This window comes from Rahnella sp. AN3-3W3 (genome assembly GCF_003263545.1).
GTDB lineage: Bacteria > Pseudomonadota > Gammaproteobacteria > Enterobacterales > Enterobacteriaceae > Rahnella > Rahnella variigena.
Genome location: NZ_JYDG01000023.1, coordinates 18,809 through 45,533 on the forward strand (window position 1 = coordinate 18,809; position 26,725 = coordinate 45,533).

The 26,725-nt window shown below is 52.9% G+C and carries 25 protein-coding genes; 6 read left to right on the forward strand and 19 right to left on the reverse strand.

What is annotated here, in order from left to right:
• Nucleotides 1-25: 25 nt before the first annotated feature.
• From UC15_RS08700 to UC15_RS08720, 5 genes are all read right to left on the reverse strand, one after another.
• A complete protein-coding gene (locus UC15_RS08700) occupies nucleotides 26-403 on the reverse strand; it encodes a DUF1090 domain-containing protein (RefSeq protein ID WP_112288090.1) in 378 nt (125 codons plus the stop codon).
• A 140-nt stretch (nucleotides 404-543) separates the two neighbouring features.
• Nucleotides 544-927: an EnvZ/OmpR regulon moderator MzrA gene (gene mzrA / locus UC15_RS08705; RefSeq protein WP_112288091.1), complete on the reverse strand. Its 384-nt coding sequence runs from the start codon at nucleotides 925-927 to the stop codon at nucleotides 544-546.
• The gene (locus UC15_RS08710; protein WP_112288092.1) at nucleotides 924-1,607 is read right to left on the reverse strand and encodes a DedA family protein; all 684 of its coding nucleotides are present in this window, start codon (nucleotides 1,605-1,607) and stop codon (nucleotides 924-926) included. The genes mzrA and UC15_RS08710 overlap by 4 nt, the downstream gene beginning before the upstream one ends.
• Nucleotides 1,608-2,016: 409 nt before the next feature.
• Nucleotides 2,017-2,793: a transcriptional regulator ExuR gene (gene exuR, locus UC15_RS08715; RefSeq protein ID WP_112288093.1), complete on the reverse strand. Its 777-nt coding sequence runs from the start codon at nucleotides 2,791-2,793 to the stop codon at nucleotides 2,017-2,019.
• A 189-nt stretch (nucleotides 2,794-2,982) separates the two neighbouring features.
• On the reverse strand, nucleotides 2,983-4,275 hold the full coding sequence (locus UC15_RS08720) for an MFS transporter (RefSeq protein WP_112288094.1): 1,293 nt from the start codon (nucleotides 4,273-4,275) through the stop codon (nucleotides 2,983-2,985).
• Nucleotides 4,276-5,234: 959 nt separating this feature from the next.
• On the opposite strand from UC15_RS08720, the gene uxaC reads away from it, so the two are divergent.
• From uxaC to UC15_RS08740, 4 genes are all read left to right on the forward strand, one after another.
• Nucleotides 5,235-6,647, forward strand: coding sequence for a glucuronate isomerase (gene uxaC, locus UC15_RS08725; RefSeq protein ID WP_112288095.1), 1,413 nt, complete (start codon nucleotides 5,235-5,237; stop codon nucleotides 6,645-6,647).
• A gap of 168 nt (nucleotides 6,648-6,815) precedes the next feature.
• A complete protein-coding gene (locus UC15_RS08730) occupies nucleotides 6,816-8,267 on the forward strand; it encodes a tagaturonate reductase (protein ID WP_112288096.1) in 1,452 nt (483 codons plus the stop codon).
• Nucleotides 8,268-8,277: 10 nt separating this feature from the next.
• Nucleotides 8,278-9,768: a UxaA family hydrolase gene (locus tag UC15_RS08735; RefSeq protein ID WP_112288097.1), complete on the forward strand. Its 1,491-nt coding sequence runs from the start codon at nucleotides 8,278-8,280 to the stop codon at nucleotides 9,766-9,768.
• A 96-nt stretch (nucleotides 9,769-9,864) separates the two neighbouring features.
• Nucleotides 9,865-10,428, forward strand: coding sequence for a YgjV family protein (locus UC15_RS08740; RefSeq protein WP_112288098.1), 564 nt, complete (start codon nucleotides 9,865-9,867; stop codon nucleotides 10,426-10,428).
• Nucleotides 10,429-10,452: 24 nt separating this feature from the next.
• On the opposite strand, the gene UC15_RS08745 is transcribed toward UC15_RS08740, so the two are convergent.
• The 12 genes from UC15_RS08745 to arcA form a co-directional block, all read right to left on the reverse strand.
• The gene (locus UC15_RS08745; RefSeq protein WP_112288099.1) at nucleotides 10,453-11,184 is read right to left on the reverse strand and encodes a proteasome-type protease; all 732 of its coding nucleotides are present in this window, start codon (nucleotides 11,182-11,184) and stop codon (nucleotides 10,453-10,455) included.
• A 24-nt stretch (nucleotides 11,185-11,208) separates the two neighbouring features.
• On the reverse strand, nucleotides 11,209-12,003 hold the full coding sequence (locus UC15_RS08750) for a transglutaminase family protein (RefSeq protein WP_112288100.1): 795 nt from the start codon (nucleotides 12,001-12,003) through the stop codon (nucleotides 11,209-11,211).
• Nucleotides 12,003-12,944, reverse strand: a complete 942-nt coding sequence (locus tag UC15_RS08755) for an alpha-E domain-containing protein (RefSeq protein ID WP_112288101.1) — start codon at nucleotides 12,942-12,944, stop codon at nucleotides 12,003-12,005. The genes UC15_RS08750 and UC15_RS08755 overlap by 1 nt, the downstream gene beginning before the upstream one ends.
• Nucleotides 12,938-14,389, reverse strand: a complete 1,452-nt coding sequence (locus UC15_RS08760; protein ID WP_112288102.1) for a circularly permuted type 2 ATP-grasp protein — start codon at nucleotides 14,387-14,389, stop codon at nucleotides 12,938-12,940. Before UC15_RS08760 ends, UC15_RS08755 begins: the two co-directional genes overlap by 7 nt.
• 208 nt (nucleotides 14,390-14,597) lie before the next feature.
• Nucleotides 14,598-14,984, reverse strand: coding sequence for a 2-iminobutanoate/2-iminopropanoate deaminase (gene ridA / locus UC15_RS08765; RefSeq protein ID WP_056776488.1), 387 nt, complete (start codon nucleotides 14,982-14,984; stop codon nucleotides 14,598-14,600).
• A gap of 55 nt (nucleotides 14,985-15,039) precedes the next feature.
• On the reverse strand, nucleotides 15,040-15,504 hold the full coding sequence (pyrI, locus tag UC15_RS08770; RefSeq protein WP_013577172.1) for an aspartate carbamoyltransferase regulatory subunit: 465 nt from the start codon (nucleotides 15,502-15,504) through the stop codon (nucleotides 15,040-15,042).
• A gap of 18 nt (nucleotides 15,505-15,522) precedes the next feature.
• Entirely contained in the window at nucleotides 15,523-16,458 is a 936-nt protein-coding gene (gene pyrB / locus UC15_RS08775) for an aspartate carbamoyltransferase (protein WP_112288103.1), read from the reverse strand.
• Nucleotides 16,459-16,704: 246 nt separating this feature from the next.
• Complete coding sequence (locus UC15_RS08780) at nucleotides 16,705-17,211, reverse strand: arginine repressor (RefSeq protein ID WP_112288104.1); 507 nt, start codon at nucleotides 17,209-17,211, stop codon at nucleotides 16,705-16,707.
• Between the two features lie 62 nt (nucleotides 17,212-17,273).
• Nucleotides 17,274-18,677 (reverse strand): YfcC family protein, encoded by a 1,404-nt coding sequence (locus UC15_RS08785; protein WP_112288105.1) that lies wholly within the window; start codon nucleotides 18,675-18,677, stop codon nucleotides 17,274-17,276.
• A 52-nt stretch (nucleotides 18,678-18,729) separates the two neighbouring features.
• Entirely contained in the window at nucleotides 18,730-19,737 is a 1,008-nt protein-coding gene (argF, locus tag UC15_RS08790; protein ID WP_112288106.1) for an ornithine carbamoyltransferase, read from the reverse strand.
• A gap of 33 nt (nucleotides 19,738-19,770) precedes the next feature.
• Nucleotides 19,771-20,682, reverse strand: a complete 912-nt coding sequence (gene arcC, locus UC15_RS08795; protein ID WP_112288107.1) for a carbamate kinase — start codon at nucleotides 20,680-20,682, stop codon at nucleotides 19,771-19,773.
• Nucleotides 20,683-20,704: 22 nt separating this feature from the next.
• On the reverse strand, nucleotides 20,705-21,925 hold the full coding sequence (gene arcA / locus UC15_RS08800; RefSeq protein ID WP_112288108.1) for an arginine deiminase: 1,221 nt from the start codon (nucleotides 21,923-21,925) through the stop codon (nucleotides 20,705-20,707).
• A gap of 725 nt (nucleotides 21,926-22,650) precedes the next feature.
• On the opposite strand from arcA, the gene UC15_RS08805 reads away from it, so the two are divergent.
• Nucleotides 22,651-23,121, forward strand: coding sequence for a YhcH/YjgK/YiaL family protein (locus UC15_RS08805; RefSeq protein WP_112288113.1), 471 nt, complete (start codon nucleotides 22,651-22,653; stop codon nucleotides 23,119-23,121).
• Here the strand turns inward: UC15_RS08805 and UC15_RS08810 are convergent.
• Nucleotides 23,102-24,904: a sugar phosphorylase gene (locus tag UC15_RS08810; RefSeq protein ID WP_112288109.1), complete on the reverse strand. Its 1,803-nt coding sequence runs from the start codon at nucleotides 24,902-24,904 to the stop codon at nucleotides 23,102-23,104. The genes UC15_RS08805 and UC15_RS08810 overlap by 20 nt on opposite strands.
• 175 nt (nucleotides 24,905-25,079) lie before the next feature.
• Nucleotides 25,080-26,087 carry an ornithine carbamoyltransferase gene (gene argF / locus UC15_RS08815; RefSeq protein WP_112288110.1) on the reverse strand — a complete coding sequence of 336 codons (1,008 nt, stop codon included), beginning with the start codon at nucleotides 26,085-26,087 and terminating at the stop codon, nucleotides 25,080-25,082.
• A gap of 168 nt (nucleotides 26,088-26,255) precedes the next feature.
• Between argF (UC15_RS08815) and rraB the strand changes: the two genes are divergently transcribed.
• Entirely contained in the window at nucleotides 26,256-26,681 is a 426-nt protein-coding gene (rraB, locus tag UC15_RS08820; RefSeq protein WP_112288111.1) for a ribonuclease E inhibitor RraB, read from the forward strand.
• Nucleotides 26,682-26,725: the final 44 nt, after the last annotated feature.

The following is a 26,725-nucleotide window of genomic DNA, read 5'->3' on the forward strand; positions in this document are numbered from 1 at the left end:
CGGAAATCGACTCTGGCAGAAAGGATTACTTCGCTTCAGCTTCTTTCAGTTCAGACTTCGCTTCGTCCAGTTTATGCTGCTTTTTGATGACTTTGTCATGATCGCCTTTCGCCTGAGCTTCTTTCAGCTCCTGCTCACGTTCTGCGACTTTTTCACGTTTTTCTTCAATTTTTTTCTGCTTTTCAGCTTGCAGACCGGCTTCGGTGCAATGTTCTTTATTCTCGCGCAGCGCTTTCTCCAGTCCGTCTACACGGTTCTGATTGTTGTGCGCACGAGCTTCGTCGATTTGCTTCTGGATTTCGTTTTGCTTAGTGGCGCAGGTTTCTGGCTGCGATGCCGCAAAGCTGGCCGTGGTGAACAACAGGGCAGGGGCGAAAACGAGGGCGGTTAATGTCAGTTTCATCTTGTAGCTTCCTTTTAATGATTAAGTGAGTGTGGCACTTAATTTCCTAAATGATTAGTTGAGTGAATAACTCGCTTTGAATGATATCACCGCTGAATGGGCGGTGATATCAGATGAATCCCCTTTTGTCGCTAAGGGAATTATCCAAATTTCAGACGGTCGCGATCCAGTTTATGGATCCACGCTTTAGCGGTCGGCTGCTCGTAGTACTGAATCATAAATCCCGGCGGCAGAATATCCTGCAAGGCTTCTTCTGCCAGTTTGCGCTCAGATGAAGAATCAAGCTGAACCACCAGCCCGTCATTGAGCGGCGTAATGCTTTTGATATGGATGCCCCGCTGACTGAGGCTCTGGTAAACATAAAAGCCGTCAGGCAGTGACGTCCCGGTTCTGGCAGGGCGAATTTGCAGTGCGCTGGCAGGCACCGGCAGGTGCCATAATGCCAGTCCGAACATGGCCACAATCGCGACCAGCATCAGCATCCCCGGCCAGATGAATGACCGGCTTTTCAGCCTCTGGCTCATGATGCGCTCTTACCTTTGTTCTGACGGTCTGCATGTTTTTTCCGCCACAACACGACGATTGATCCCACCAGTCCGCCGATTAACAACAGCACTGGTAACAGCATCAGGCAATTCATGACCTGATCTTCATACTTGAGGAACAGCGGCGTTTTACCGAGGAAATATCCCAGCGAGGTCAGGATCAGGATCCACAACAAGCCGCTGACCCAGTTGAAAAACTGAAAACGACTGTTGCTCAGTCCTGACAGGCCGGCAATCGTTGGCAAGAGTGTGCGGACAAAGGCCAGAAAACGGCCCACTAACAGCGCCGAAAGGCCGTGCTTATGGAAAAGAGCATGCGCGCGTTCGTGATAATGCACGGGGAGATGTGCCAGCCAGCTTTGTACTATTCGCGTATTCCCCAGCCATTTTCCCTGCGCGTAACTGAGCCAGCAACCCAGGCTCGCCGCACTGGTGAGCAGGAACAGCGTTAACGGGAAATTCATCGCGTCTTTGGCTATCAGAACACCGACCAGGATCAGCAGGCTGTCACCGGGCAAAAAAGCCGCAGGAAGCAGGCCGTTTTCCAAAAAAATGATCATGAATAAAATCAGGTACAGCGCCCAGACCAGTGAAGGGTCCGCGAGGGTTTTATAATCTTGTTGCCAGAGGGCATCGATGAGTGAGGTGATAATTTCCATCTGTCTTGTGAAACTCCATCATTTTCAGTGAGTCAGCAAAAGCATCAGCGGAGAAAATGTCTCGACGCTGCCTGCCTGGCTGATAGGGTAGCCAAGTCCCTGGCGGGTTATTTGTTCTGATGCCGTTGTTTCTGATCCCATTAGTTTTGATGGCATTGTATTTACGCGCCATTTTGCTTTCTGAAACGTGACCCAAACGGGTAAAAAAAGTGGTCTAACTGTAACAAAATACCAATAGCTCAGACAGGTAAATATAGCGCGTTGAGGCCGATCATTTAAGTCTGAAGCGCGTTTGGGAAAGGGTTTTACATTGGCTGACACTACTCGACAGTGTCTGACAGGTTCTGCGGGCGAGCGGGGAGAAAGTGTAAAACGGCAGGTTGGGGAAATTAACCTGCCTTAAAGGGAATTATTTGGTGTTGAGCAACGGCGGATCGAGATGCACGACCGGGTTTTCTGAGTACAGATAACGGTCTACGTTGAACTCGAAATCATCACTTGTGGCGCGGAAAAGCATTTGCTTGGTGTTTTCCAGATGCTGCCACATCGCCAGTTTCGCCGCGTGCGGATCACGGCGGATCAGCGCTTTCAGGATCAGGTCATGATCTTCGCACCAGCTTTCAATCGACTTCTCGTCGATATGCTCATGCAGTTTGCGCCAGTAAGGATTGTGTAATCGCTGGCTCCACATCTTCTCAACAATGGTCGCCAGTGCGCTGTTTTGTGTCGCCTGTGCAACCTGCACATGGAATTTCAAGTCCCACTCAGAATCACGAAAACGGTCTTCCTGCCGCGCATGTTCCTGAATTTCCATCAGACGCATGATGTCTTGTTTCGTCACCTGAGTCGCGGCGAATTCAGCGATGTTACTTTCTATCAGCTGACGCGCCTGTAAAAGCTCAAACGGACCGGAGGTTCCAAACTCACTACCACAATCCGGCACCACCAGATGGCGCTGCTGGTTTGACATGACATGAATGCCCGACCCTTTACGCACTTCCACGTAACCTTCAACTTCGAGCATGATAATCGCTTCACGCACCACGGTGCGGCTGACATCCATTTCATCAGAAATCAGTCGTTCGGCCGGTAACTTCTCACCAACCGGGTACAAACCTGTTTCGATGCGTTCCTTGAGCGTAGCAGCCAGTTGTTGATAAAGGCGTCTGGTGTCTGTGGATTCCATATGAGTGCTCTTTAAAGTAGTGAAACCTGTAAGAAGTAAGTGTCGGACAGACCTGTGAACTTATTATACAAGTGCCAGTATACGATTTACGAAAGGCTGTTGCACCGTGCATTGGGCAGAAAGGCTTTGGAGAAATGTCAGAAAACAGCAAAGCCCGGTAAAAGCATTACCGGGCTTTATTACGATGGATCAGGCTTTTGCGGTTTTGAGCGGAGCCGGAGCCACTTCTGCTGCTGAGCGGTTTTGCAGCACAGTCCAGATGATGATTGCACCGAGCAGGTCAAAGACCGCGAGCGCTGCAAACAGCGGGCTGAAACCAATGGTATCGGCCAGCGCACCCACCACCAGAGCGAACATGGTACTTGCCATCCAGGCCGCCATCCCGGTCAGGCCGTTGGCTGTCGCCACTTCGTTACGACCGAACACGTCAGAAGACAAGGTGATCAGCGCACCGGACAGTGACTGGTGAGCAAAGCCACCGATACACAGTAAAGCGATGGCTGCGTAAGGGCTGGTGAACAGGCCGATCATGCCAGGGCCAATCATCAGAACCGCACCCATGGTGACCACCATTTTACGGGAAACGATCAGGTTAACTTTGAAGTATTTCTGGAATAACGGTGGCAGATAGCCGCCCAGGATACAGCCGAGGTCAGCAAACAGCATCGGCATCCAGGCAAACATCGCGATTTCTTTCAGGTTGAAGCCATACACTTTGAACATGAACAGCGGGATCCAGGCGTTGAATGTCCCCCAGGCAGGTTCAGCCAGGAAACGTGGCAGCGCGATGCCCCAGAACTGACGGTTACGCAGGATCTGCATGGCAGACATTTTCTTGCCGTTGTCAGTCTGATGCTGTGCTTCCTGACCTTCCAGAATGTAATCACGTTCTTCAGTGCTGAGTTTCTTCTGATCTTTAGGATGCTTATAAAACACCAGCCAGCCCAGTGCCCAGACCAGGCTTAACGCACCGGTAATGATGAAGGCCAGCTGCCAGCTGTGCATCACGATACACCAGACGACCAGTGGTGGCGCAATCATCCCGCCGATTGAGGAACCGACGTTGAAGTAACCGACGGCAATTGAACGCTCTTTGGCCGGGAACCATTCGCTGCTGGCTTTCAGACCGGCAGGGATCATGGCGGCTTCGGCCATACCGACCGCACCACGGGCGATAGCCAGGCCACCCCAGCTGCTTGCCAGCGCGGTTGCCATACAGAAAATGGCCCACATGATAGCGAACATCGCGTAACCGACTTTGGTGCCCATTACGTCGAGCACGTAACCCGCCACCGGCTGCATCAGGGTATAACAGGCGGAATAGGCGGCGATAATATAAGAATATTGCTGTGTGCTGATGTTCAACTGGCTCATCAGCGTAGGTGCTGCGGCGGCAATAGCGTTACGTGTCAGATAACCCAGTATCGTGCCGCAGGTAACCAGCGCGATCATGTACCAGCGTAACCCTTTAATCTTAGCCATTTAACTCTCTCCCAGTAAATAATCCGGCGATGACAGCGACAGGCTGTCAGGGCGTTTTTCGCACCACCTGAATAAGCGTGGGGTTCTGGCTTTCCTTAACGTTTTCCGGGTACCACGCCGCCAGAAGATTTCACTGGGAGCTGCCCGATGCTTAACGCACTGCTTTATTGTTATTTGTGCGTTTGGATCCGATGAACGTCCTGGACACCAGAAAGATTGCTTCGCCATGGTCTGATTGAGCCCGGGAAGTGATTTGCCCGGGCAACAGCGAAAGGACGTGGCAGGTAATCTCTGACGCTCTTGTCCGAGCGAAGCAAAGATAACTTGTCATACAGATTTAAAATTTGAATGACATCACAAAACCACATTTATATTGTGTGGTTACTTAACTTTTTTAACTACAGAGTTATTTACTTGATTTTACAATGAAAAGTGCATTTAACATGATGCGCTTCACATTTTTCAGAAAGTGATTAACAAAGATATCGAAATTATCGAAACGAAATTGGTGTAACAACTTTACCGAATGATCACATTTAATCTGAACAGTTAATGAACAGGATTGTTTTTCCAAAATGACTGATAAGTTGTCGGTAAGAGTAAAAATGCATTAACAAAGCCCTGAGCAGCAGGCTTCTGGTGCGATATGAAGCGCAGACGGGAAATGAGTAAGGGGCAAAACGCTGATTTGTCACATCCGGTAAGAATTAACTTGTCATACAGATTTAAAGTTTGAGTGACATCACAAAATGACACTCTGATTGTGAGGATAATAGGCCACAGCGGTTTATAGCTTTAACGCTATTATTTTACAGAGAGTTAGTGGGTTTTTATGGTCTCGGATCGCCCGCTTCTGCAGGGTTAACCCCCTAAAAAGAGCTGGACGACAATCTAAATTGGTGTGATAACTTCGCACCATTGAGTGATAACTCTACAGAATTCATGATGAGGAACCTAAGATGGCGCAGTTTTTAACGGAAGACTTCCTTCTCGACACAGAATTCGCACGTCGCCTGTATCACGACTATGCGAAAGATGAGCCAATTTTCGACTACCACTGCCATTTGCCGCCTGAGCTGATTGCACAGGACTACAAATTTAAAAACCTGTATGACATTTGGCTGAAAGGCGATCACTACAAATGGCGCGCGATGCGTACCAACGGTGTGCCTGAGCGTATGTGTACAGGTGATGCCAGCGATCGCGAGAAATTTGACGCCTGGGCTGCAACGGTTCCTCACACTATCGGTAACCCGCTTTACCACTGGACGCACCTTGAATTGCGCCGTCCGTTTGGTATCACCGGCAAACTGCTTTCCCCGTCTACCGCGGGTGAAATCTGGGAACGCGGTAACGAACTGCTGGCGCAGGATGACTTCTCTGCCCGCGGCATCATGAAACAGATGAACGTGAAAATGGTCGGCACTACTGATGACCCGATCGATTCTCTGGAACATCATAAAGCGGTGGCACAAGATCCCAGCTTTGATGTCAAAGTGCTGCCAAGCTGGCGCCCGGACAAAGCCTTCAACATTGAAGCGGGCACGTTCGTCGATTACATGAAGAAACTGGAAGCGGCGGCAGATGTCTCCATTACCCGTTTCAGCGATCTGCGTGATGCCCTGAAAAAACGAATGGATCACTTTGCGGCGCACGGTTGCAAAGTCTCTGACCATGCGCTGGACGTAGTCGTTTACGGCGAAGCGGACGACGCGACGCTGGACGGTATTTTGTCCCGTCGTCTGAACGGTGAAACGCCGACAGCGCAAGAAATTGCTCAGTTCAAAACCGGTGTTTTGCTGTATCTGGCTTCTGAATATCAGCGTCGTGAATGGGTACAGCAGTATCACATTGGCGCGCTGCGCAATAACAACACCCGTATGTTCCAATTGATTGGGGCAGATGTCGGTTTCGACTCCATTAACGACCAGCCGCTGGCAGAACCGCTGTCAAAACTGCTGGGCGCGCAGGGTCTGGCCGGTGGCCTGCCAAAAACCATTCTGTACTGTCTGAACCCGCGTGATAACGAAGTGATCGGCACCATGGTCGGTAACTTCCAGGGCGAGGGGATGCCGGGCAAAATGCAATTCGGTTCCGGCTGGTGGTTTAACGACCAGAAAGACGGCATGCAACGTCAGATGACACAGCTTGCCAACCTGGGCTTACTGAGCCGCTTTGTCGGCATGCTGACCGATAGCCGCAGCTTCCTGTCCTATACGCGTCATGAATATTTCCGCCGCATCCTGTGCCAGATGATCGGTCGCTGGGTGGAAGATGGCGAAGCACCGGCAGACATCGAACTGCTGGGCAATATGGTGAAAAACATCTGCTTCGACAACGCCAAACAGTATTTCAAGATCGAACTGAACTGATCTGCATGAACTAAGCAGTCATCACTAAACAGTAACGGAGCGCAGATCCCTGCGCTCCTGAAACAAAATCATAAATAACAAATAATTATCCCAACAAAGAACGACGGCCACGGGGCAATTTTTCCGCCCTCAAAGACCGGAGTCTGAGCAAATTAAGGTGAATGTGAGATGCAAAGGTTAAATCGCCGTGACTTCCCTGGCCGTCAGCACCCGGACAAAATTATTCAATTTGGTGAAGGTAACTTCTTACGTGCGTTTGTTGACTGGCAAATCGACCTGCTGAATGAACATACTGATCTCGATGCCGGTATCGTAGTGGTGCGTCCGATTGATACTGATTTCCCGCCTTCACTGAGCACTCAGGATGGTTTGTATACGACCATCATCAGCGGTTTGAACGAGCAGGGTGAAACAGTGCGTGATACCCGCATCATCCGTTCCGTTAACCGCGAAATTAATATCTACCATCAGTTTGATGAATATCTGGCGCTGGCCCGCGACCCGAATATCCGCTTCGTGTTCTCCAACACCACCGAAGCCGGTATCAGCTATGTCGAGAGCGATCGTCTGGAAGATGCACCTCCGGCAAGTTTCCCGGCCAAGCTGACCCGTTTGCTGTTCGAGCGTTTCACGCATTTCTCCGGTGCGGCTGATAAAGGCTGGGTTCTGCTGCCTTGCGAACTGATCGACTACAACGGCGAGGCATTGCAGGAACTGGTGCTGCGTTACGCGCAACAATGGTCGCTTCCGGCGGCATTCACCCAGTGGCTGGAAAACAGCAATACATTCTGCTCAACGCTGGTTGACCGCATCGTCACCGGTTATCCACGCAGTGAGGTCGACAGCCTGCAGGAAGAACTGGGCTATCAGGACAGCTTCTTTGACAGCGCGGAGCACTTCTACCTGTTCGTCATTCAGGGGCCAAAAAGTCTGGCTCAGGAACTGCGTCTGGACAAACTGCCGCTGAATATCCGTCTGGTTGACGACATCAAACCGTACAAAGAACGCAAAGTGGCGATCCTCAACGGCGCGCACACTGCGCTGGTGCCGGTGGCCTTCCTGGCAGGACTGAATACTGTGGGCGAGTCGATGAATGACGCGCAAATCAGCCGCTTCGTCGAACTGGCGATCGCCGAGGAAATCTCGCCGGTGCTGGACCTGCCGCAGGATGAACTGACGTCGTTTGCACAGGCGGTGCTCAGCCGTTTCCGTAATCCGTTCATTCAGCATCAGTTGCTGTCGATTGCCCTGAATGGCATGACCAAATACCGCACCCGTATTTTGCCGCAACTGCTGGCGAGTCAGGAAAAGAATCAGCTTCTGCCTCCTCGGCTGACCTTTGCGCTGGCGGCGTTACTGGCGTTTTACCGGGGTGAGCGTAACGGTGAAGTTTATCCGCTGCAGGACGATGCACACTGGCTGAGCCGTTTCTCCGGCCTGTGGAGTGATGTGCGTAACGGCAGCCTGCCGCTGATCGGGCTGGTCGAAACTGTGCTGGCGGATGAAGAACACTGGGGACGTGACCTGAATACCGTGCCGGGTCTGACCGCGAAAGTGACCGAGCAATTGCAGGCGATTGATGATCGCGGCATGCGTGATGCGTTGGCGGCTTACAGCTAAGAGAGCAACTATGCAAAGTATCATTCAAATTCATACCGCTGATAATGTCGCTGTGGCCTTACGCGATATCGACGCGGGCGAGCAGGTTGAAGCGGGCGGGTATTCTGTTGTTCTGGCTCAGCCTGTGGCGCGTGGTCATAAGTTTGCCCTGCGCCCGATTGCGGCCGGGGAAAACATTGTTAAATACGGTTTGCCGATCGGGCATGCGCTGGCGGACATTGGGGCGGGTGTGCATATTCACTCGCAAAATGGCAAAACCAATCTCAGCGATTTGGACGAATACCAGTATCAGCCTGATTTCGCCACTGTACCTGAACAGATGGCGGATCGTGATGTGCAGATCTACCGCCGTAAAAACGGTCAGGTCGGGATCCGTAATGAACTGTGGCTGATCCCGACCGTTGGTTGCGTCAACGGGATCGCCCGTCAGATCCAGACACGTTTCCTGAAAGAAACCAATGATGCGGAAGGCACCGACGGTGTTTACCTGTTTACGCATCCGTTTGGTTGCTCGCAACTGGGTGATGACCATGTGAACACCCGCACCATGCTGCAAAACATGGTGCGCCACCCGAATGCGGGCGCAGTGCTGGTGATCGGCCTCGGTTGTGAAAACAATCAGGTGGATGTGTTCCGTGAAACGCTGGGCGACGTTGACGAAGAGCGTGTGCGTTTCATGACGCTGCAAAAATTCGACGACGAAGTGGAAGCAGGACTGGAACGTCTGCGCGAGCTGTATGCCGTGATGCGTGACGATAAACGCGTGCCCGGCAAACTCAGCGAGCTGAAATTTGGCCTGGAATGCGGCGGTTCTGACGGCTTGTCAGGCATCACCGCTAACCCGCTGCTGGGACGTTTCTCTGATTACGTGATCGCCAACGGCGGGACTTCCGTGCTGACAGAAGTGCCTGAAATGTTTGGTGCGGAACGTATTCTGATGAGCCGTTGCCGCGATGAAGGCACGTTTGAGAAAACCGTTCACATGGTGAATGATTTCAAACAGTACTTCATCGAACATAATCAGCCAATTTACGAGAATCCGTCTCCGGGTAACAAAGCGGGTGGTATCACCACGCTGGAAGAAAAATCGCTGGGCTGTACGCAGAAAGCCGGTCAGAGCCCGGTGATGGACGTGCTGAAATACGGCGAACGTCTCACCACGCCGGGGCTGAACCTGCTGAGTGCGCCGGGTAACGATGCCGTCGCCACCAGTGCGCTGGCGGGTGCCGGTTGCCATATGGTGCTGTTCAGTACCGGCCGCGGTACGCCATACGGTGGTTTTGTTCCGACGGTGAAACTGGCAACCAACAGCGAACTGGCGGCGAAAAAACCGCACTGGATCGATTTCGATGCCGGACAACTGATCCACGATGTGAGCATGGATCAGCTGCTGGGTGAATTTGTGGATCTGATCGTGGCGATCGCCGATGGCCGCAAAGCCAAAAATGAACTCAATGATTTCCGTGAATTAGCCATCTTTAAAAGCGGTGTCACATTGTAACCGCTCAGGTTTATCGTTAGGATGAAACGGCGTTTCAGTTATGAAGCGCCGTTTGCTTTTGCAGCGCAAGACCTCCACGTATGAGACTCCTGACAAATGACGTATTACTGGTTTGCCCAGTCAGTTGGTGTTGTGGCCTTCGTGGTCGGCATCACGATGTTTTTCAACCGCAGCGACCGTCGCTTCAAACAACAGCTTTCTGCCTACAGCGCCATCATCGGCGTGCATTTCCTGATGATGGGCGCAGCCCCCGCAGGCATGAGCGCCTTACTGAATTCCCTGCGCACGCTGATTTCACTGCGCACCCGTAATCAATGGATCATGGTAGTTTTCATTGTGCTGACGCTGGTGTTAGGGCTTAGCCGCGCACATCATTGGGTAGAATTATTGCCGGTCGGCGCGACAGTGGTCAGTACCTGGGCGCTGTTTCGCACCAGCGGGCTGACCACGCGCTGCATTATGTGGTGCTCAACCTGCTGCTGGGTAGTGCACAACATCTGGCTCGGTTCGATTGGCGGATCGCTTATCGAAGGCAGTTTTTTGGTCATGAACGGCTTTAACATCATCCGCTTCCGCCGTCTGCAACTGCGCGGTATCGACCCGTTCGAGGTCGAGAAGAAGATAGTCCAGAAGATGGATGAAAATAAAGCAGCGGAGTGAGATATCACTCCGCCAGAAGCGGATTTACTCGTCTAGTTTCAGCGGCGGTAACTGACCAAAAATGCTCAGCAGGCCTTCGCCCCAGCCTTTGCGGATCATGTCGAAATACGGGTGCGTTTCGGTGATGCGGTGCTGTTGCGCGGCGCTGAAGCTGTCGGTCTGGTAGGTCATCACATCCAGCGGCAGGCCGACGGAAAGATTACTGCGCAGCGTCGAATCCATCGAAATCAGCGCACATTGCATCGCCTGATCCAGCGCGGTGTCGTAGCTCAGCACGCGATCAATAATCGGCTTGCCGTACTTACTTTCACCGATCTGAAAATACGGCGTGTCGTGTGTGGCTTCGATGAAATTCCCCTGCGGATAAATGTGGAACAGCCGCAGCCCTTCACCCTTAATCTGGCCGCCGAGCAGCAGGTTGCAGCTGAAATCCGTGTTGCCGCCCTGATTCGCGCCGCTGTCCCGTGCAATCACTTCACGTACCGTTTCACCCAGCAGGCTGGCGGCATCGTACAGCGACTTCACGTTCAGCAGGTTTTCCCGTTCATCGTCTAAGCAGCGGCGATGCAGCAGGCTGATAATGCTTTGTGTGGTCGCCAGATTTCCGGCGCTCTGGATCACCAGCACGCGTTCATCACTTTGATGAAAAACATGCAGTTTACGGAAGGTGGAAATATGGTCCACTCCGGCATTGGTGCGTGAGTCTGACACAAACACCAGGCCTGAGGACAAGCGCATGGCCACACAGTAAGTCATAAAAAATTTCCTCAGGCGTCAGGTTTATTGTGGTACGTCGAGCATGGCAACGGCCGCGACAGTGCGCATGTCTTCGCTTCCTCCACCCAACCGGATACCACGGACCGGGCATGCATCAAGATAATCTATGCCGATAGCCAGTTTCAAATGCTGATTCGGTTTACAGGTGTTATTGGTGACATCAAAGCTCTGCCAGCGGTCATCCAGCCAGGCTTCCGCCCAGGCGTGCATGGCCACGTGTGTCGAATCTTCCGAGTAAAGATAGCCGCTGACGTAGCGCGCCGGAATGCCCAGACTGCGGCAACAGGCGAGGAACACGTGGGTATGATCCTGACACACGCCGGTTTGCGCCGAAAACGCCTGCGAGGCGCTGTCTTTGACCGTGGTGGTGCCCGGGTTGTAAGGCATTTTCAGCAGCAGTTCGCCCATCAGACTGCACAGACTTTCGTGCTGCGCCTGCGGACGGTAATAACGGCTGGCGAAATCGCGGATCGCGCCGTCAGCCAGCGTCAGCGGGCTGGTGCGTAAAAATACCAGCGGCGAAAGATGCCCGCAGTTGTCATCCTCCGTATTGTCTTCAATCTCGACCACGCCGTTGGCGACGATGGTGATCGCCTGATGCGGCTGATCCAGTGTCAGGACATGCAACACATTGCCGTAGGCATCTAGCGTGCGGGTGGCGTATTCCGGTAACGTCAGATCCCATGACAAAATCTTCTGATGGCTGGAATCCTGCGGGGTCAGGCGCAGGTATTGCGTGCTGTGTTTAACCTGCTGCGCATAGCTGTAATGCGTCTGATGCGTGACATTCAGTTTCATTATTGAGCCTCCAGATAGGTTTGATGAATGCTCTCAGCGATGGTATTGGTCTGGTCAAGGAATTGCATTAACCAGGGACTGAGGCCCATCTCAACAATTTCATCCATTTCGGTGAAACGCAGCTGAGCGTGAAGGGTATGAACACGGCGGCGGGGCAGATTACCCGCCGTGCCACCGATTTCCTCCAGCTGTTCGGCCATGATTTCGACACAGGAAAGCAGTGAGCGTGGTAGCTCGCGGCGCAGCACCAGCAGTTCGGCAATGTGCTTCTGGCTGAGTTGTTGCTTGTATAACGTGTGGAACGCTTCGCGGGCGCTGACGGCACGCAGCAACGTGTCCATCCGGTAGTATTCGCGCACCGGATCTTCATCGGCATTCAGCAACTGATTTTTGGCATCAAGCAGGCGCGCGGTGCTGTCTGCGCGTTCCAGCATGGTGCCGAGGCGGATAAAGTTCATCGCATCACTGCGCAGTAAGGTACCGAACATCGCGCCGCGAAACAGATGTGAGCGTTCCTTAACCCAGTCGAAGAAAGAGTCTGCACCGGCAGAACCGACGCCCTGACGGCGGATCAGTTTCATCTCAATCCAGGTGGCATTGATGCTTTCCCAGACTTCAGACGACAGGCTGCCGCGCACGGCATGCGCATTGTTCCAGGCCATTTGCAGGCAACTGAAAATGCTGCTGTGGTTGAAACTGTCCAGTGCGAAAAAGTTGAGCAGATTGCTCATCGTCTCCTGCGGATAATGTTCACTGAATAACGTGCGCGTGCCGGTCATGGTGAGCGGCACCAGCAGATCATTGTTTTCATCGCGGGCGTTGACGTCACGGATCGACATCATCGACAGCTTATTGGTCACGTCCAGCAGGCGTGCGATATTTTCGGCGCGTTCCAGATAACGCGCCATCCAGTACAGTTCGCTGGCTGTTCTGCTTAGCATGCGTCATCCTCCGTTGGATTTTCTTCCAGCACCCAGGTGTCTTTGGTGCCGCCGCCCTGTGATGAGTTCACCACAAGCGAACCTTCTGCCAGCGCCACGCGGGTTAAGCCGCCCGGTACCAGACGGATTTCCGCGCCGGTCAGGGCAAAAGGCCGCAGGTCGATATGTCGCGGTGCTAGTCCGTTGCCGACAAACGTCGGGCAGGTGGAAAGCGCCAGTGTTTCCTGGGCGATGTAGTTTTCCGGGCGGGTACGCAGTAAATCGCGGAAGCGTTCAATTTCCGCCTTGCTGGCGGTCGGGCCAATCAGCATGCCGTAACCGCCTGCGCCATGAACCTCCTTCACCACCATTTTTTCCAGATTCGCCAGCACGAAAGACAGATCGCTTTCCTTGCGGCATTGCCAGGTCGGCACGTTATTGAGGATCGGATCTTCCGCGAGATAGTAGCGGATCATCTCCGGCACATACGGGTAGATCGATTTGTCATCCGCTACGCCGGTGCCGATTGCATTCGCCAGCACCACGCCACCGGATCGATAAACTGAAAGCAGGCCGGGAACGCCGAGCATGGAATCGGCGCGGAAGGCCAGCGGATCGAGGAACGCATCGTCGATACGCCGGTAAATCACGTCAATTTTGCAGGGGCCAGCGGTGGTGCGCATAAACACCGCGCCGTCTTTGACGAACAAATCGACGCTTTCCACCAGTTCAACGCCCATTTGCTGGGCGAGGAAACTGTGCTCGAAATAGGCACTGTTAAAGCGGCCTGGCGTCAGTACCACAACGGTTGGATCGTTGACCGGCGTGCTTTCGCGCAGGGTTTGCAGTAAGTGGGATGGGTAGCGGGACACCGGCGCGATACGCTGTTCGGCAAACAGTTCGGGGTATAACCGCATCATCATCTTGCGGTTTTCCATCATGTACGACACGCCGGACGGCGTACGCAGGTTGTCTTCCAGCACGTAATATTCGCCATCGCCGCCGCGCACCATATCCGTTCCGGCAATGTGGGCGTAGGTATCGCGATGAAGATCAATTCCCTGCATGCACGGCTGATACTGATCGTTGGCCAGCACCTGTTCCGCCGGGACGATCCCTGCTTTGAGGATCTTCTGGTCGTGGTAAATATCGTGCAGAAAAGCATTCAGCGCCTGAACCCGCTGGCAGATCCCGCGATCGAGCATTTGCCATTCGCTGGCCGGAATAATGCGCGGCACGCTGTCGAATGGGATCAGCCGTTCCGCACCATCATCTTCGCCGTAAACGTTAAAGGTAATTCCCACCCGATGGAACAACAGCGCCGCTTCCTCTTTTTTGCGCTGGACTGCCTGTTGATCAGCTTGCTGCAACCACTGCCAGTAGGCCTGATAATGGCTGCGGTGCTTGCCATCCGCCATTAACATCTCATCAAAAAAGGGTGAATCGGAAAGGTCAATCTTGATCATCATCACCTCACAAACTGGACAGGCTGCAATTGAATCGTTCAATAACAATGAAGATCAGGCATAAAGTGTGCCAGCGTGCAAAACGGGCTGAAAATCGGGGAAAAAAAGACGGAACTGCTTAATTATAGAGCGTGAAAGGGTTTCTTTGCCTGAAAATGGGGCAAAAAAAACCAGCCCGCAGGCTGGTCTGGTGCATGGCTGGCGCGAATTAACGGCGGACGGCGATGGCTTCGATTTCGATTTTTACGTCTTTTGGCAGACGGGCAACTTCAACGCAAGAACGCGCCGGGAACGGAGCGTTGTGTTCAGTGAAGAACGCTTCGTACGTGGCGTTAACGGTGGCGAAGTCATTCAGATCTTTCACGAAAACGGTGGTTTTCACGATGTCTGAAACTTTCAGACCAGCGGCTTCAACGATCGCCTGCACGTTTTCCAGTGACTGACGTGCCTGCGCAGCGATGTCGTCGGCGACCGCGCCGGTTTTAGGATCCACAGGGATCTGGCCGGAAGTGATGATCATGCTGCCCAGATCCACGCCCTGAACGTAAGGACCGATAGCGGCAGGGGCGTTTTCAGTGCTGATTTCGCGGGACATAATGTCTCCTGATTTGAGTTAAAGTGAATAAAAAATTATCCCTCAGTATAAAGGGTTAATCATTGTTCAGCACCACCTGATGCTCAAACTCTTTCTCGCAGTATTTGCATTTCAGGTGCACGCCGTCCGCACGCTGCTTGACTGCAAAGCTGGAATCCACCGGTTCAAAACGGCTGATGCAGTTGCCGTTCGGGCAGCGCAGCACGCCGACAATACGGTCCGGCAGCGTCGGCATCAGCTTCTTCACCACGTCGTAATTGTCGATGCGGTTCACCGTCGCACGCGGGGCATATACCGCCAGCTGATTGACCTGTTCGTCGGTCAGGAAGGTGTTTTCGATTTTGATAATGTCTTTGCGGCCAAGTTCGCCGGACGGCAGGTTCAGGCCGACGGTCACACGTTGTTCAGTCTGGGTGAACTTGAACAGAGACAGCAATTTAAACCCGACCTGTGCCGGAATATGGTCGATAACGGTACCGCATTTGATCGCTTCAACCTGAAGTTTATTGTCGTGCGTCATAAAGTTTTCTCCTCAAGTTTACTGTGCAGTGTCTGCGTTCAGAACCAGCGCCAGCAAAGCCTGACGCGCAAAAATCCCGTTTCCGGCCTGCTGGAAATACCAGGCGTATGGCGTCTTATCCACATCCGGCGTGATTTCATCGATACGCGGCAGCGGATGCAGCACTTTCAGGTGCGGTTGGGCATTCGTCAGGTCGGCGGCGCGCAGCACAAACTGGGCTTTCACGTTGGCATATTCCGACGGATCCAGACGCTCTTTCTGTACGCGGGTCATGTACAGGATGTCGATTTCAGAAACCACTTCATCAATGCTGCTGTGCAGGCTGTATTCGATGCCTTTCTCTTCCAGCAGGCTCAGGATATAGCCCGGCATTGCCAGCGCATCCGGGGCGATAAAGTAGAAGCGGTTACCGTTAAATTTCGCCAGCGCCTGCGCCAGGGAATGTACCGTGCGGCCATATTTCAGGTCACCGACCATGGCGATTTTGATGTTGTCGAGACGGCCCTGCGTTTCCTGAATGGTGAACAAATCCAGCAGGGTTTGCGTCGGATGCTGGTTCGCGCCGTCACCGGCGTTGAGCACCGGAATACCGCCGGAGAATTCGGTTGCCAGACGTGCCGCGCCTTCCTGCGGGTGACGCATCACAATCGCATCGACATACGTGCTGATGACCGAAATGGTGTCGGCCAGCGTCTCGCCTTTTTTACCCAGCGACGTGTTGCTGCTGTCGGAGAAACCGACCACCGAGGCACCCAGACGATGCATTGAGGTTTCAAACGACAAGCGGGTGCGGGTTGAGGCTTCGAAGAAACAACTGGCGATCACTTTGTGTTTCAGCAATTCAGGCTGCGGGTTGGCTTTCAGGCTGGCAGCGGTATCGAGAACCAGCTCCAGCTCTTCGCGACTGAGATCGTTGATCGAAATGATGTCTTTCTGATACAGCGGATTGGCCATAGTCATTCTCCTGTTCTTTACGCGTAAAAAAGTGGGGCACTCAAATTCCGGACAAAAAAAAGCCCCTCAATGAGGGGCTTTCAATAAAACGGTAATACCACGGAAGAACAACGGCAGCGGGCTGCCTGATGGCACGGCGTTTGGTCGATCATCTGAGCACAAAACGTGGCGATTGTTCATGGGTTCTCCCGGCAAATTGTGGCGCATTATAGGCGGCTCACTGTCGGCGTCAAGCGGAAAAATGGCCTAGGGCAATCGGTTGCTGCTGTGGTTTTCCTTTATCGCCAGTATCCGCCTGATTGTCCTGCAAACTCTGTCGAGCGCTGTCGTTTCCCGTGGTGCTACCAGCACGGAGGTGCTCGACGCGATCACCCCGAGCACCTCCGGCAAACGGTGCTGATCGATAATCCGTCCCACGGCGCGGCCATAGCCCGACATGACATGGACCACCACAAACTGAGGGTTGTGATCCACATCGGTGACCATTTCACTTACTGACCTCAGGGCATCAGGAACAAGCTGAGACTGCTCATTCAGGGCATAAATCTTTTTGCCTTTGGCATTCTGCACCTTCATCACACCTAGCGTTTTCAGTAATTGTGAAATGGTGGACTGGCCGATCTTCCGGTATCCCGCCCGCTGGAATTCCTGCCGCAATTCTTCCTGTGATGAAAAACTCCGGCTGGCAATCAGCTGATGGCAGAGGATCAGTTGCTGGTGTTCTTTTTCAAGTGCAGACAACGTTCTTTTCATGATTATGTTCCCGGTAAATAAAAGGACGTCAACATGGCAAAAAAATCATTTTCTACAAAGACTTAAATCAAAGAACCGAGACTTAACGCTAACATCAGTAATACCAGTAATATCCCCAGTAAAGGTGCGACCCATTTCAGCCAGCGGACATAAGGCACCCGCGCGATGGCCAGACCGCCCATCACCACGGCGGAGGTCGGTGTGACCAGATTGACCAGGCCGGAGGCGGACTGATACGCAGTGACCACCAGTTCACGGCCGATATGCGCGAAATCGGCCAGCGGCGCCATAATCGGCATGGTCATCACCGCCAGACCGGAAGAAGAGGGCACCAGAAAAGACAACACCACTTCGAGCAGGAACATGACGTTGATGAAGATCACGTTGGATAATCCGGAAACGATGCCTTCGGCGCTGTGCAAAATAGTGTGGGTAATCATGCCGTTGTCCATGATGACCACAATGCCACGGGCAATACCGATGATCAGCGCCACGCCGAGCAGGTCGCGTGCGCCATCGATAAAGGTGGAAGTCAGCTCCTCTTCACTCATCCGCGCAATCAGCCCCACCAGGATCGCCGCAGCCAGGAAAACGCCGGAGATTTCCCCCATCCACCAGCCTTGTACCGATACGCCATAAATCATCACCACAAAAGCCAGTGCGAAGATCAGCAGGATGATTTTGCGCACGCCGGTAAAGGGCAGCAGTTCATCGCTGCGGTTACCGAGAAAGTGGGCGCGGTTGCTTTCCTGCTGATCCGCCACGATGGAGAGTGAGGGATCGCGGCGCACTTTACGGGCATAGCGCATTACCCAGATCACGCAGATCAGCCAGCCGACGATCAGGATCGCCACGCGCAGGCCGATCCCGCTGGTAAAGGGGATCCCGGCGGCGTTGGCGGCAATCACCGTCGCAAAAGGATTGATCGTCGAACCGAGCGTGCCGATGCCTGCACCGAGCAGAACGGTAGCCGCAGCCACCAGCGGATCGAAACGTGCCGCCATCATCACCGGCACCAGCAGGGTATAAAACGGCAATGACTCTTCGGCCATGCCGTAAATGGTGCCTCCGGCGGCGAACAACGCCATCAGAATGGGGATCATCCACTCTTCTTTGCCCTTCAGCCGGACGGTAACCCGCTCTATTCCGGCGTCGATGGCTCCGGTTTTGGTCACGATGCCCAGAAAACCGCCGATGATCAGAATAAATAAGGCGACATCAATCGCGCCGGCCTGACCGGTGGTGTGGTTGTACAGGCCATCAATGGGCGCGAGGAAAATATCCACCAGCCCCTGCGGATTGCCGGTCACGGCGTGATAGGTGCCTGAGACGGGGACTTCTTTACCCAGTCCGGCATTCATCGCCATGTCGTACTGACCGGCGGGGATAATCCAGCTCAGGCCTGCAACCAGCGCGATAAGCACAAATAAAATGGTGTAGGCAGAAGGGAATTTGAATGTACGCATAAACGTAATCCTTAAAAAAGGCGTGAAGGCAAAACGCCTTCACGCAAGGGGCTTAGTCGTCGCCAAGCGTGGCGACCATGACCGCTTTTATGGTGTGCATACGGTTTTCGGCTTCATCAAAAACGATGGAATGTGCGGACTCAAAAACGTCATCCGTCACTTCCAGCCCTTTCATGCCGTAAGCGATTTCCAGCTCCTTTCCGAGCGTGGTTTCTTCGTTATGGAAAGCGGGCAGGCAGTGCATAAATTTGACGTCAGGATTGCCGGTGGCGTTAAGCACCGCGGCGTTAACCTGATACGGGGTCATCAGGCTGATACGTTCTGCCCAGGCGGTTTTGGCTTCGCCCATCGACACCCAGACATCGGTATAAAGAAAATCGACGCCCTGTACACCTTCATCAACGTGTTCTGTCAGCAGGATCCTTGCGCCGGTAGTGCGGGCGATATCGCGGCAGACAGCGACCAGCGTCTCTTCCGGCCAGAAGGATTTTGGCGCGACCAGACGGATGTCCATCCCCATTTTCGCCGCGCCGACCATCAGGGAATTGCCCATATTGTTTCGGGCATCGCCCAGATAAGCGAAGCTGATCTGACTGAGTTCTTTGCCCGGCGAGTGTTCAAGCATGGTCATCAGGTCGGCCAGGATTTGGGTCGGATGAAACTCGTCGGTCAGCCCGTTCCATACCGGTACGCCGGAGAATTCCGCCAGCTCTTCCACAATCTTCTGCGCAAAACCCCGGTATTCGATGCCGTCGTACATTCTGCCCAGAACACGGGCGGTATCTTTCATTGATTCCTTGTGTCCGATCTGGCTGCCACCAGGGCCGAGATAGGTCACGTGTGCGCCCTGATCAAACGCGGCGACTTCAAACGCACAGCGGGTGCGGGTGGAGGTTTTCTCAAAAATCAGCGCAATATTTTTCCCGCGCAGGCAAGGGCGTTCCTGACCCGATTTCTTATCGTCTTTCAGCGCCAGCGCCAGGGTGATCAGTTGCTGAATTTCTTCCGGCGTGAAATCAAGAAGCTTAAGGAAATGACGGTTTTTCAATGTAGTAGTCATAAAATCATCCTGAAATAATGAGATGGGGACGGGTTATTCCGCGCGGATACAGGTGCCTTTGAGACCGGCCAGAATGGCTTCGCCATCTTCCAGTGCGCCGATCCCCGCCAGCCCGTGACAGGCATCGACAAACTGGCAGGCGGCATTGACTTTCGGCCCCATGGATCCGGCATCGAAGGTCATGGCGGCGAGATCCCGCGGCGTGATGTGATGCAGCGGACGCTGCTCCGGCGTGCCCCAGCCGAGGTACACCGCATCGGCATCGGTCAGGATCAACAGCGCGTCGGCCTGTAACTGACGCGCCAGCAGCGCCGCCGAGAGGTCTTTGTCGATGACGGCTTCCACGCCTTCCAGCCCGTCATTGGTCTGATGAACCGGCACGCCGCCGCCGCCATTGCAGATGACCAGGTAGTGCTGATCCAGCAAGGTACGAATGGCATCAATCTCGAGGATGCGCTGTGGTTGGGGTGACGCGACCACGCGGCGAAAATGCTGCCCGTCGGCTTTCATCACCCAGCCTTTTTCGGCAGCCAGATTTTCCGATTGCGCCTGCGTATAAACCGGGCCGATGTATTTCGTCGGGTTATCAAAGGCCGGATCGAGCAGGCTGACTTCCACCTGCGTCAGCAGGGTGCAGACGCGACTTTCCGGCAGACAATTTTTCAGCGCCTGTTGCAGCAGATAGCCGATCATCCCCTGAGTTTGTGCCACCAGAATATCGAGCGGGTAGGGCGCGACTGCCGGACAGGCGCTGTTTTGCAGCGCCAGCAATCCGACCTGCGGGCCGTTGCCGTGTACCAGCACAACCCGCCATTTCTGGCATAGCGCAGCCAGCGTTTTTGCCGCCACACAGATGTTTTTGCGTTGAAGTTCGGCCTCGAGCGGCTCGCCACGGCGCAGTAATGCGTTGCCGCCCAGAGCGACAACCAGAACAGGTTTGTTCATGAGATTTCCCCGGAGTCAGTGATCAGATGTCGTCGCGTTCAAGCGGGCAGCTCATGCAGCGCGCGCCGCCGCGGCCTCTTCCCAGTTCATCGCCCGGAATGGGAAGAACGGTGATCCCAGCTTTATCGTATTTTTCGTTAGTCCAGGTGTTGCGCTCGTAGCCGATCACCACGCCGGGGCGCACGGTCAGGACGTTATTGGCATCGTTCCATTGCTCGCGTTCGGCTTCGAAACTGTCGCCGCCGGTGGTGATGAGTTTGATGTCATCAATGCCCAGCGCTTTACCGATTGCCCGCACGAACTGCGGTTCTTCGGTGCGGCGCAGGCCGCCGTGGCCGTCGTCGGTCAGCGTCCAGCACTGGGTGGTGTCGCGCACGACTTCCGGGTAAACGGAGAAGGTGTCGAAGTCGATATGGGTCATGACGGTATCGAGGTGCATGCAGGAGCGATGTTTGGGTAATTCCAGTGCAATCACTTTGGTGGCTTGCTGATGTTTGAACAGCGAACGGGCGAGGAACTCCACACCCTGCGGCGTCGTACGTTCGGATAAGCCAATTAATACCGCGCCACGACCAATGACTAATACGTCACCGCCTTCCAGTGTCGCGTGGTCATAATTAAATTCATCATCGCCAAAGTAAGTAATAAATTCGTTATCGGCAAAGTGAGGATGCCAGCGATATATGGCTCGCAGATTATTGGTTTCCCGTTTACGCGCCTCTTTTGCCATCGGATTCACCGATACGCCGTTATATATCCAGCAGGAAGTGTCGCGGGTAAATAAATGATTGGGTAATGGCTTAATCACAAAGTCATTTAACTGATGTGTATCCGTGACCATATTATGAAAAGTATCGGGGATTTCGCTGTAAGTTAATCCGCCGCTCATAAACCGGGCCGTTTGCCGGTGGGGTAAATCTGCCAGCCAGCCGCGGATTTCTTCGGCAAATTGTGGCCCCAGCCGGTAATCCGAGATTTGCCGGCTGAGCAGCCAGTCTTTGGCCTCGCGGTTGTCGAGGGTTTCAGTCAGCAGGTCAGTCAGCAATAAAACTTCCACGCCTTGCTGGCGCAGGGTCTGGCTGAAAATGTCATGTTCTTTCCCGGCCCGCTCAACAGACAGCACATCATCGAATAATAATTCCTGACAGTTGGAGGGGGTCAGTCGCTGCAAACTTAAATTTGGCCGGTGAAGCATCACGCTGCGAAGTTGGCCTATTTCGGATCCTACATAATGCCGTTTCATATTTATCCCTTTTAGAAGACGAAATAATGTTCCGGTCAAATTCAGCTAAATTTCAGCTAAATTTCAGCTGAATTTCAGATAAAGAAATCCCGTGGAGAATAAAACGCGTTATTCAGCCTGGAAGGAAGTGCGCCCGGAACGGAGTGAATAATATTCCGCGCAGGCATTTAATATGTGACTTCGATCGCATCAGAATAAAACCATGGTGATGGTTACCTGTTGATTGATAAACATCATTATTTTATTTATTAGCATATTCAGTAAAGTGAATAATCACCGGAATATGAGAGTAATTATTCCTTCTGACAGTGAGTGACCGTATGAGATAATATTTATTCAATCCTAATTCGCTAAAAAATAAAGGATTTATTATGAATTTGCATAGAATGGCTTTTTTTGTGATTAAAGATTTATAACTTCTCAAAAATCCTAAATAACTATTATCTGTTTTTGCTGCTTTGGATTTAATTAAATATGTGACCGGCGGGTGAGTTTTTAGAAATAGCTCGTAAGACCAACAGGATGAAAGCGGCATACTGAATATGTTCTCAGGGTTTATGCAATCTGACTGCATAACCATTGTTTCCCGGGTGCGGGTGACGTTCAGCCGCAAAAATATTTCCCATGAAGTTAAAATCTTGATCCCGCTCTGGCAACCGGACAGCAAACAGGATTAGTATTTATGAAACGCTGTTTCATTCATGCATTACAAACCCGAGGTTATGATGATCACAGGAAACATCCACGCGCTGCATCTCGTTCCTTATCTGCCCGCTGAATTGCGCGAGGCCATTGAATACGTTAAGCAACACATCACGGCGGACACGCCGCTGGGCAAACACGATATCCGTGGTGACGATGTGTTTGTGCTGATTTCCAATGATTCCACCGCGCCGCAGGCCGAACGCCGTGCCGAATTCCACGCCCGTAATCTGGATATCCAGATTGTGCTGAACGGCACCGAAGGCATGACATTCAGCAACTTACCGGCAGGTTATGTGGATACTGACTGGCTGGAAGATAAAGACATCGCGTTTCTGGCCGCCGGTGAGCAGGAAAAAACCATGATCATGCAGACCGGCGATTTTGTGGTGTTCTATCCGGGTGAAGTGCATAAACCGCTGTGCGCGGTGGGCGAACCGGCCCATGTGCGCAAAGCGGTGGTAAAGATGAACGTCAGCGCATTGTCCGCTTAATGCTTATCGTGTAGCGCTTCGTGCGTTTGATCAGCTTCATCCGCCAGCGGCGCAGTCTGCCGAGGCGTTCCGGGGCTTTAAGTTTGTGTTTGATCCACACCACCTGCCACGGCTGGAGTCGCATCTGGCCGTTAAACGCTTCCCCGCTAATCAGATCTTTCCCTTCCACTGCCAGTTTCAATACCTGCGAATGATCGCTGATATTGAATACGCAGCTGATCCGATCCTCTGTTTTGGGATCATAACGTTCCATCGCAAACAGCGATTTACCCAGATCAAACACCCGCTGCCCCGCCTGGGGCGAAAATGCCGGATGTTCGCGGCGGTGCTTAATCAGTGCCTGTAAACCGTAAAAAACGCGGGCGCTCAGACTGTCCTTTTTCTCCAGCTCTGCCTCGACTTTTCCCAGATCCAGCTTTTTACGGTTGATACGGCGGTTGATGCCGGACTGATGCATACCGTCAAGATCGTTCTCGCTGCCCAGCAGGCTGTGGATATAAATCGCCGGTACGCCGATAAACGACAGCAACAGCGCCTGTGCGGCGAGAAATTTGCGCGCTTTCAGTCCGGTATCGTCATCCGGTTCGGTCAGCGCGCTGAGGTAATTAATGTTCAGTTCATAAGGCGAATGCGTGCCATCGCCGTTGTCTTTATAAGAGACGCGGCCTTCTTTACGCAGGGTTTCCTGCGCCATGTATTTGCGTTCGTCATCGCTGAGGAAGGTTTCTGTCGGACGCAGACCTATGCCGTCGTGACTGGCTAAAAAGTTGAAATAGGTGGTGTCAGGATAACGTGCTTCGGCATTCAGGCTTTGCGCCCACTGGGTGAGCGTGGTGGTGTCCTGGCGTAAAAAGGCGTGCAGCGTGAGCGGCGGCAGCGGGAACTGATACACCATGTGTGCCTCATCGCCTTCACCGAAATAACTGATATTTTCGTGATGCGGCACGTTGGTTTCGGTGATGATCCGCGTGCCGGGGATCACTTCATCAAGGATGGTCCGCCAGACTTTGATGATGTTATGCGCCTGCGGCATGTGAATGCAGCGCGTCCCGGCCTCCTTCCAGATATACCCAATCGCATCGAGGCGGATCGACTGCCCGCCACTGGCGGCGTACTGCAACAGCACATCAATACTTTCCAGCAAAACCTGCGGGTTTTTGAAATTGATATCCACCTGATCTTCACTGAACGTGGTCCACAGGTATAACTCATTGCCGTCGGCCTTGATAAACGGCGTCAGCAGCGGCGAGGCGCGGGGGCGCACAACGCGGCTGTAATCCAGCTCGGGATTCGAGGCAATAAAGTAATCTTTGTAATAAGGATCGTCATGCAGATAGCCTTTCATCCATTCGCTTGAGCGGGAGATATGGTTGATCACGCAGTCAAACATCAGGTTGAAATTAGCGGAAAGGTGATGAATATCCGACCATCCGCCGAGATGTTCGTCGATACGCCGGTAGTCGATGACGCTGAAGCCGTCGTCAGAGCTGTACGGATACATCGGCAGAATATGGATGTCGCTGATAATCTCGCGCAGATAGGTATTGGCGAAGTGATTCAGCGTCGCCAGCGGCGGTTGTTCGCCGTGACGAATATTGTCGCCGTAAGTAATCAGATAAATGTTGGTGCCATCCACCCAATCGGTGGTGCGGTGCTTGCCGTAATTCCATTTGTCGGCGAGATGCAGGATTTTTTTCAGCAGGTCGGCGATGTGTTCCCTGGGGTAAATCCTGCTTAACAGGCTTTCCAGCCGCAGGACATACTCAAGATTAACTGAGCTCATATCGGTTCCTTCTTACTGCGTTTCTGTTTTTCTATTGAACAGGTTAAAACCAAAGCGCTTTAAAAAGGGTAGTTGAAATTGAGGTCTTCTGACGGGAACGGGCGGGATAAAGTGCAAAACGTTGTAAATATTGCGACGTGCAGAAAGTTCATCCTTACTGCACGTCGGGGATAAATCAGGCGTTGCCGAGCGTAGCGACCATCACCGCTTTGATGGTGTGCAGACGGTTTTCCGCCTGATCAAACACCACGCTGTGGCTGGACTCAAAAACGTCATCCGTGACTTCCATGCCGCCTTGCAGGCCGTATTCTTCCGCCATTTGCTTGCCGAGCGTGGTCTGGTCGTCATGGAATGCAGGCAGACAATGCAGGAATTTCACCTGCGGATTGCCGGTCAGTGCCAGCATCGCGCTGTTGACCTGATAAGCGCGCAGCAAATTAATACGCTCTTTCCAGACTTCTTTCGGCTCGCCCATGGAAACCCACACGTCGGTATACAGGAAATCAGCGTCTTTCACGCCAGCCGCAATATCTTCGGTCAGGGTGATATTGCCGCCATTTTCTTGTGCCAGATGCGTGCAGGTGGCAACCAGTTCGGCTTCCGGCCAGCAGGCTGAAGGCGCGACCAGACGCAAATCCAGACCGCATAACGCGGCGGCTTCGAGCAGTGAATTGCCCATATTGTTACGGGTGTCGCCCAGATACGCCAGACGCATACCTTGCAGCGGCTGGCCCGGTAAATGCTCCTGCATGGTCAGCAGATCAGCCAGCAACTGGGTCGGATGGAATTCGTTGGTTAAGCCATTCCAGACCGGCACACCGGCGTATTGCGCCAGAATTTCGACTTTATCCTGACCGAAACCGCGATACTGAATACCGTCGTACATGCGGCCGAGGACGCGGGCGGTATCTTTCATCGATTCTTTATGGCCGATCTGGCTGCCACTAGGGCCGAGATAGGTGACTTTCGCCCCCTGATCATAAGCGGCAACTTCGAAAGAGCATCGGGTACGGGTTGAGTCTTTTTCGAAGATGAGCGCGATGTTTTTGCCTTGCAGACTGGCTTTTTCGGTGCCGTTCTTTTTAGCGGCTTTTAATTCTGCGGAGAGTTTCAGCAGTGACGAAATCTCTGACGGGGTAAAATCCAGTAACCTGAGAAAATGACGTTTACTCAACAAACTCATGATGTCGCTCCATAGCGCGTAAGCATTTCGGATTGAATTAAAATTCAATTTAACTGGATGAATATGCAATTACAACCCCGCCGAGAAAACTTTCTCTTTAATAGTGGAGACGCGCCCTGCGGTGTGTGAAAATAGCGTACAAACGTCACATTGATTGAGGACAGAGATATGGCAAACCGTGAATTGCTGGAAGAACAACGTGAAGAGACTCGCTTAATCATCGAAGAACTGCTGGATGATGGCAGTGATCCTGACGCGCTTTACACTATCGAACACCACTTATCTTCAGAAAAGTTTGAAGTTCTGGAGAAAGCAGCAGTCGAAGCTTTCAAGCTGGGTTACGAAGTGACTGACCCTGAAGAACTGGAAGTAGAAGACGGTTCTGTTGTGATGTGCTGTGACGTGATCAGCGAAATCGCGCTGAAAGCGGAACTGATCGACGCTCAGGTTGAACAGCTGATGAACCTGGCTGAAGCCAACGGCGTTAACTACGACGGCTGGGGCACTTACTTCGAAGGCGATGACGACGAAGAAGGTGAAGAAGGCGAAGACGAAGATTTCGTTGATGAAGATGATGACGGGAAACGTCATTAATCTGGCTCCCTCCCCTGCGAAGGGGAGGGCTGGGGTGGGGTATT

Excerpts from the sequence above, each read along its gene's own strand:
- UC15_RS08700 (WP_112288090.1), bottom strand. The coding sequence starts at position 403 with ATGAAACTGACATTAACCGCCCTCGTTTTCGCCCCTGCCCTGTTGTTC.
- mzrA (WP_112288091.1), bottom strand. The coding sequence starts at position 927 with ATGAGCCAGAGGCTGAAAAGCCGGTCATTCATCTGGCCGGGGATGCTG.
- UC15_RS08710 (WP_112288092.1), bottom strand. The coding sequence starts at position 1,607 with ATGGAAATTATCACCTCACTCATCGATGCCCTCTGGCAACAAGATTAT.
- exuR (WP_112288093.1), bottom strand. The coding sequence starts at position 2,793 with ATGGAATCCACAGACACCAGACGCCTTTATCAACAACTGGCTGCTACG.
- UC15_RS08720 (WP_112288094.1), bottom strand. The coding sequence starts at position 4,275 with ATGGCTAAGATTAAAGGGTTACGCTGGTACATGATCGCGCTGGTTACC.
- uxaC (WP_112288095.1), top strand. The coding sequence starts at position 5,235 with ATGGCGCAGTTTTTAACGGAAGACTTCCTTCTCGACACAGAATTCGCA.
- UC15_RS08730 (WP_112288096.1), top strand. The coding sequence starts at position 6,816 with ATGCAAAGGTTAAATCGCCGTGACTTCCCTGGCCGTCAGCACCCGGAC.
- UC15_RS08735 (WP_112288097.1), top strand. The coding sequence starts at position 8,278 with ATGCAAAGTATCATTCAAATTCATACCGCTGATAATGTCGCTGTGGCC.
- UC15_RS08740 (WP_112288098.1), top strand. The coding sequence starts at position 9,865 with ATGACGTATTACTGGTTTGCCCAGTCAGTTGGTGTTGTGGCCTTCGTG.
- UC15_RS08745 (WP_112288099.1), bottom strand. The coding sequence starts at position 11,184 with ATGACTTACTGTGTGGCCATGCGCTTGTCCTCAGGCCTGGTGTTTGTG.
- UC15_RS08750 (WP_112288100.1), bottom strand. The coding sequence starts at position 12,003 with ATGAAACTGAATGTCACGCATCAGACGCATTACAGCTATGCGCAGCAG.
- UC15_RS08755 (WP_112288101.1), bottom strand. The coding sequence starts at position 12,944 with ATGCTAAGCAGAACAGCCAGCGAACTGTACTGGATGGCGCGTTATCTG.
- UC15_RS08760 (WP_112288102.1), bottom strand. The coding sequence starts at position 14,389 with ATGATCAAGATTGACCTTTCCGATTCACCCTTTTTTGATGAGATGTTA.
- ridA (WP_056776488.1), bottom strand. The coding sequence starts at position 14,984 with ATGTCCCGCGAAATCAGCACTGAAAACGCCCCTGCCGCTATCGGTCCT.
- pyrI (WP_013577172.1), bottom strand. The coding sequence starts at position 15,504 with ATGACGCACGACAATAAACTTCAGGTTGAAGCGATCAAATGCGGTACC.
- pyrB (WP_112288103.1), bottom strand. The coding sequence starts at position 16,458 with ATGGCCAATCCGCTGTATCAGAAAGACATCATTTCGATCAACGATCTC.
- UC15_RS08780 (WP_112288104.1), bottom strand. The coding sequence starts at position 17,211 with ATGAAAAGAACGTTGTCTGCACTTGAAAAAGAACACCAGCAACTGATC.
- UC15_RS08785 (WP_112288105.1), bottom strand. The coding sequence starts at position 18,677 with ATGCGTACATTCAAATTCCCTTCTGCCTACACCATTTTATTTGTGCTT.
- argF (WP_112288106.1), bottom strand. The coding sequence starts at position 19,737 with ATGACTACTACATTGAAAAACCGTCATTTCCTTAAGCTTCTTGATTTC.
- arcC (WP_112288107.1), bottom strand. The coding sequence starts at position 20,682 with ATGAACAAACCTGTTCTGGTTGTCGCTCTGGGCGGCAACGCATTACTG.
- arcA (WP_112288108.1), bottom strand. The coding sequence starts at position 21,925 with ATGAAACGGCATTATGTAGGATCCGAAATAGGCCAACTTCGCAGCGTG.
- UC15_RS08805 (WP_112288113.1), top strand. The coding sequence starts at position 22,651 with ATGATCACAGGAAACATCCACGCGCTGCATCTCGTTCCTTATCTGCCC.
- UC15_RS08810 (WP_112288109.1), bottom strand. The coding sequence starts at position 24,904 with ATGAGCTCAGTTAATCTTGAGTATGTCCTGCGGCTGGAAAGCCTGTTA.
- argF (WP_112288110.1), bottom strand. The coding sequence starts at position 26,087 with ATGAGTTTGTTGAGTAAACGTCATTTTCTCAGGTTACTGGATTTTACC.
- rraB (WP_112288111.1), top strand. The coding sequence starts at position 26,256 with ATGGCAAACCGTGAATTGCTGGAAGAACAACGTGAAGAGACTCGCTTA.